The sequence below is a fragment of the Bradyrhizobium forestalis genome, assembly GCF_002795245.1.
In the GTDB taxonomy this organism is placed as follows: domain Bacteria; phylum Pseudomonadota; class Alphaproteobacteria; order Rhizobiales; family Xanthobacteraceae; genus Bradyrhizobium; species Bradyrhizobium forestalis.
On the sequence record NZ_PGVG01000089.1, the window covers coordinates 1 to 5,645 of the forward strand.

A 5,645-nucleotide genomic window follows, 5' to 3' on the forward strand; every position below is an offset into this window, starting at 1 on the left:
ACGCCTTCAGCCCCCTCTTTCTCCACCCGGGAAACTACAACTCCCCGATCAGTGGGGGATTGGGTCCTCAGGCCTGTAGGGTCCCGATCAGCCCTCCGCCCGCCCCGCCTCCGCCAGCGGGTTTTACAGTTGTCGATGTTCACGATGGCAATCCACCGAACCCAGACCCCGCTGCTAAAGCGGGAGGCGGTGCGCTTTACATTGGTGATACCGTTTTATGGAACATAAGTGCAGGCACTGGGCTCACTATTGTTTCAAATTGACGTTCGTGGTTTTTCATAGACGGGCAGCGGCTCCCGAATAGTAAGGGGCTTTTTGGAGCCTCCGCTCACGGAAGGGTCCCCAATGAGCTCACTCAGAGTCGTAGTGGCTTTGACTGTCGTAGCTTGGTGCACTTGTCTCACTCAAGCACAAGCCCAATACCAATACGCGCGTGATGACATCGTTGTGGCAATGGCTGGAGGTTTATTCAACCTCATCGATCATCTGGGCGGCTCCTCATACGACGGATACTATCACAACAATGGCACGGTTTGCACTACGCCGCAGCTCACAGGTGTTCTTTCGCATTTCGGTGACCGTCGTGAGTCGCATTACAATTTGGTATCAGGCACCGTAAACACAACCGTAGCCTTATCTGTTGTGGCTGAATTGCGTGCCGCTCAGTGCACGTTTCACACAATAGATGTTTCTGCGGGATGCCTATCAGGCGACATTCCGCTGGTCGGTCCACCAGGGTCAGAGCTCTTCCACCTTTTGGTTTGCGCTCTTGACGTCAACAATTTCTTCCGGGTCGCTTTACCTGTCCCAGTCAGAATCCCGTATCCGATCGCAATCCCGCCCCAATACGTGGTGAACCTTCCCAGCATCCCAGCGACATCGAACATTTCAATTCAGCTGTCATTCGCACAATGGGACAGTTCGAAATGGGTCCCATTGCCAGCACCATCTGATCGTCAGAAGGTCTGGCCGCTTTCCGCGGATTTAGCGTTTCCGGACTACCTCGCCACAACTGTAGCAAACCCAGCCGACGTTGTGTTTCACCAGGGACCTTACGTCGTCGCGAAGGGAACTGTCAGCCACGCCAGAACCTTCATCAAAACGAACAGCCTCTCGAAGGCGCTTAGCGAAGGCAAAGGCCTAACCTCCTTCTTTTCTAATTACCCTTACGCTATTGCAAGCATCACGATCCGCGATAGCCTCATAGCGCCGCAAAAGATTAGCTCTCCCTCGGACGAGCGCTACGGTCTAATTGGCGGACTGTTTCCGATGATTGTCACGGCGACATATCAGCCATCGGGCTCGTCTTCTAAGATCGGTATCAGCTTCGTGATAGCTGGCGTCACGGTGGATATAAGTGGAAACGGAGGCGCCCCCTCGATCAAGGCGTCTATCATTATAGACGATTTGAAAGCGGTTGACAGCGCAACGGGAAAATCGTTGCCAGCGCGACTGGCCCACGACCCATCAATATCCATTGCGCCGCCGATCGTTAAGCCCAACGGATCGATCAATCTGGAGCTGGCAAATCTAGATGCCACACTGGAAGTGGATACCGGAACGAGACACGCGATGTCGTTCGGTTCGGAACTGAAGCAGGCATTTAATCAAGCCATACCGCACCCAGCATCCATCGAACCGTCAATCAGCATCGGATTGCCACAGTGCATCAACATGAATAACGCTCGTTTCGAAGCGCTTTCGCCCTGTCGAGATTATGGCGGTGTAAAAATTGGTTTTGTGTCGAAAGGCTCGGGACCTGCCCCAGTGAACCTATCGGTTGATTTTTCAAAGACACAAGTGATCGGATCACCGGGGCAGATAGAGATCGATCTCGAACGCGCATGTGTTCCCACGCCACATACTTCCTGCTGAAGGGCTTAGCCCATGGGTCGGTTATTTGTTGGATTCGCGGTTGTTGTGTTCCTAGCCATTTCGGGGGTTAGTGCTTCGGCCACCCCACTCTCGGATGCTCTCGCTTTTTGGGACCCTCCGCAGGCTTTCTTGTGTACAGCAACGGGAAACCCTTTTCCCTCGAAGTACTCGCCAACAGATCCATATAAGTGCGATGATGGGGACATGACTTTGTTTAATGGCCTGCTTTGCGCAGCGGGCGATAGCAGAGGATGCAACGGGGTACGCCTGGCACAGGGAAGCGATGGGCGTTGGTGGCGATCGCCACGCCGTATCGGTTGGACATATCCCAACTATGACGTGTCCTTCTCGCCTGATCAGGCGTTAGGCGTAATGTTGTATGCGACCGTGACTAGAGACGTGAACGCATTTGATCGTTGGGTTCAATGGATGGAGGATAACCGTCCGTGTATCATCCCATTCAACGGTCGTTGTATACAGAAAGGTTGGTTGCGATACTGTAGTGACGACATTCCCGACAAGCGCTGCACATTTCGGCCTGATGATTGCACATATCTGCAGGCTACAGGAAACTATCTCGGGTCAGCTCAGGCCAACCTGTGCGACAAGGTTCTCGACGAGCTTGGACCTATCGTTGCTCCCTTCGCAAAGAGTGCCATTCTTTCGGTCCCCGCGCAGGTCCTCGCCTCCGCTGTAGCGAACTCGCCAGGTTTTCCATTGCACCTGGCCGCTGTAGAGCTGTTATTGGCCCGCACTTTAGGAATTAAGAATCCAAGCCTTGACGCTGCCGGTCAGACGTTGGCCACTAAGCAGAACCAAAATCCGTTTTTTCAATATCTCGCGCAAGGCGCGACTCCCGGTGTTGCAAATCAAATATTGGCGCTTTGCCCCTCTCCGACCAATCCATCCGGCAATCGGAGCCAATGGGCCTGGGAGCGTGATCAGAGGGATCAAGCTTGGAAAGATAGTATGTATTGGGACTGCATTTTTGTTGGTAAGATGCAGTAACTGCTCGTTTCGACGGGTCGTATTCTCCTTCTATGCTCAGTTGCATTGAAATAGTCCAAACGACTGTTTGGGCTGTCTGACGCGGGCGGGCTCACTTTACCAGCTCTGACCGATAGTTACTTCAGCAGCGACGACGAGGGAGACAGGGAGACTCCCGCTACGACGAACGCACTCTCAAGAGGCTGCCCTGCCACCGTCCTCTGAAAACTGTCTTTTGGAGAGCAGGCAAGCCTTGCAGTAGCTAACCAAAGCTTGCGACGACCTCCGAAAGGAGAAAAATCGGAAATCGATGCGAGTACCACGGTGGGCTCTTTTGTGGTCGATGAGTATCCGTCCGCTGAAGGCCTTCGAAAAGAAAAACCCGTGTATCGCACGACGGCCAACGCCAGGCACAGAGCGCGGCTAGCCCAGTCGGGGCGCCGCCTCTCTTTGTCTCCCAAGCGTCACCTTCGCCAGTTCTGCCCGCACTCGTCATCGAACCACATCTCGGCGTCGTAGTCGCTGCCCATGCCAGAGCGAAAGTTCGGCCTTCCGGAATATCGTATCCCTCCGCCAAAAGCCGCCTTGTTTGACGAACGCAATCGCTGCAGGTCCTAGGGGTAATCCTAGGAGAAGCGCTATGACGATTTCGAGGGCGGAGGTGATCACATCGGTCGAGCGGCGGCGCCGTTGGTCGCAGGATGAGAAGGAACGGCTCGTTGCAGCATCGCTTGAGCCCGGAGCCAATGTTTCCGAGGTGGCTCGCATGGCCGGGCTTCATGTGAGCCAGCTGTTCAGGTGGCGCAAGGAGCTCTGCAAGGTAAGCGGCAAGCTGAGGCCGTCAGGTGGCGTGGTTCCATGGCATAAGCGCGTCGATTTCGCTGTTGGGCCAGCCGTTGGCGATACGCTGAAGCGTGAGAGCAAGTGACCTTGCCCCCTCGACTTAATCCAGATTGAAGTTCGCTCTGGCCCATATGAGGACCAGAGCATGAAGCGCAGCCGCTTTACGGAAGAGATGGGGTATTCGGTCCCGATCGTCTGACCTATTTGCTGCGCGGCACGTTTTGGCTGACGATCATGGACCAACTCCATCGTAAGCGGCAAAGAGATCCCGTCTGGCGGAGTGGGGAGCGATCGGCTATCGGCTGCTGAGTCTGTGAGCCGATGTGAGCTTCTATGTCTGCGCCTAGTTCTGAAACTAGAACCTTCCATATGATCGAAGCGGTCGCCGAGCGTCTTGAGGGGGCTCCGCGACAACTTCGCCGACGCTGGTCGGATGAGTTCAAGGCACAAGTGGTGGCAGAGGCGCTGGAGCCCGGCGCGAGTGTATCGGGGATCGCCCATCGGATCGGCATTCACCCGTCGCAGCTCTTCGCGTGGCGTCGCGATGCTCGGGCCGAACGAACTTGCCCCTCGCAGTCTTCGAGTCGCGAAGCCGCGATGGCGTGCATGTCAGTGATCGAGATTGCCATTGGCGAGGTGGTAGTGCGCGCCGGCGTGGATGTCGACGAGGCGCATTTGCAGCGGGTGATCCGGGCGGTCCGTTCGGCATGATCCCCTCTGGTGTGAAGGTGTACCTGGCCAGCCATCCAGTCGACTTCCGCAAGGGGATCGACGGCCTTGTTGCGCTGGTGCGCGATGCGGGCTCAGATCCGTTCGACGGTGCGCTTTATGTGTTCCGGGCCAAAAGGGCCGACAGAATCAAGATCGTATGGTGGGATGGCTCCGGCGTGTGCCTCTATTTAAAACGTCTTGAGAAGGCGAGGTTCTGCTGGCCGCGGATCGGACATCATCGGGTGCAGCTGAATCCGGCGCAGTTGATGGCGCTCGTGGACGGGATGGATTGGAAGCGGGTCCGGACTATGGCGGTTAAGCCGCCGGAGATTGTTGGGTAAAAGCACTGCGGCGAAGTGAATCAACGGCCTGAAAGGACGAGAGAACCGGAGCAAAATGTGCTCTGGTCGGGTCAATGTCGCCGCCCGATCTCAGCCTCCCGAATGACGTAGAGACGCTGAAGGCCATGGTTCTTGCCATGGCCGAGAAAGTGGCTCGCGCCGATGCCTTGGCGAGCGAAGTCGCCGATCTCAAGGCCCGCAACGCCGATGCCGATGCGCGCATCGCGCGGCTGACACAGATCCTGAAGGCCTTCGACCGCGCCCGGTTCGGCCGACGATCGGAGAAGCTCGGCCCTGCGAGCACCGATGACGAACAGCAAGCCTTTGCCTTCGAGGAGATCGAGATCGGCATCGCTGCGATCAAGGCTCAGGTCAGCAAGGGGCATGCGCAAACGGATGGCAAGCGTGCACCGCGCCGGCGCAAGGGCTTTGCGCCCCATCTGGAACGGATCGAAACCGTCATTGAGCCGGAAGAGCTGGCCGTGCATGCCGGTAAGCAGAAGGTGCTGATCGGCGAGGACGTGTCAGAGCGTCGGGATGTGGTGCCGGCGAAGTTCCGTGTCATCGTCACGCGCCGCCCCAAGTATGCCTTCAAGAACGCGGACGGCGTGATCCAGGCGCCGGCCCCAGCTCATATCATCGAAGGAGGCATTCCGACCGAAGCCCTTCTGGCCCAGATCGCCGTCGCCAAATATGCCGATGGCCTGCCGCTCTACCGGCAGGAGGCCATCTACGCCCGCGATCGTGTCGAACTCGACCGGCAGCTGATGGCGCAATGGATGGGCAAGCTCGGCTTCGAGCTCGAGATCATGGCCGACTACATCTTCAGCGAGGTCAAGAAGGCCGAACGGGTCTTTGCCGACGAAACCACCTTGCCGACGCTCGCTC

Annotated in this window: 5 protein-coding genes and 1 pseudogene; all 6 read left to right on the forward strand. The window is 56.9% G+C overall.

The window, feature by feature from the left end; all coding sequences use genetic code 11:
* Positions 1-345: 345 nt before the first annotated feature.
* Positions 346-1,875, forward strand: a complete 1,530-nt coding sequence (locus CVM73_RS39585) for a hypothetical protein (protein WP_146006745.1) — start codon at positions 346-348, stop codon at positions 1,873-1,875.
* A gap of 399 nt (positions 1,876-2,274) precedes the next feature.
* Complete coding sequence (locus CVM73_RS39590) at positions 2,275-2,883, forward strand: hypothetical protein (protein WP_146006746.1); 609 nt, start codon at positions 2,275-2,277, stop codon at positions 2,881-2,883.
* A gap of 619 nt (positions 2,884-3,502) precedes the next feature.
* Positions 3,503-3,664, forward strand: a pseudogene (locus CVM73_RS41915) (transposase); the annotation flags it as partial.
* A gap of 410 nt (positions 3,665-4,074) precedes the next feature.
* A complete protein-coding gene (locus CVM73_RS38445) occupies positions 4,075-4,416 on the forward strand; it encodes a transposase (RefSeq protein ID WP_245452376.1) in 342 nt (113 codons plus the stop codon).
* Positions 4,413-4,757 carry an IS66 family insertion sequence element accessory protein TnpB gene (gene tnpB, locus CVM73_RS38450; protein WP_100236906.1) on the forward strand — a complete coding sequence of 115 codons (345 nt, stop codon included), beginning with the start codon at positions 4,413-4,415 and terminating at the stop codon, positions 4,755-4,757. The genes CVM73_RS38445 and tnpB overlap by 4 nt, the downstream gene beginning before the upstream one ends.
* 74 nt (positions 4,758-4,831) lie before the next feature.
* Positions 4,832-5,645, forward strand: an 814-nt coding sequence (locus CVM73_RS38455) for an IS66 family transposase (RefSeq protein WP_146006747.1), incomplete at its 3' end; no start/stop codon positions are given.

Coding starts and splice junctions, on each gene's coding strand:
- tnpB (WP_100236906.1), top strand. CDS start 4,413: ATGATCCCCTCTGGTGTGAAGGTGTACCTGGCCAGCCATCCAGTCGAC.
- CVM73_RS38445 (WP_245452376.1), top strand. CDS start 4,075: ATGATCGAAGCGGTCGCCGAGCGTCTTGAGGGGGCTCCGCGACAACTT.
- CVM73_RS39585 (WP_146006745.1), top strand. CDS start 346: ATGAGCTCACTCAGAGTCGTAGTGGCTTTGACTGTCGTAGCTTGGTGC.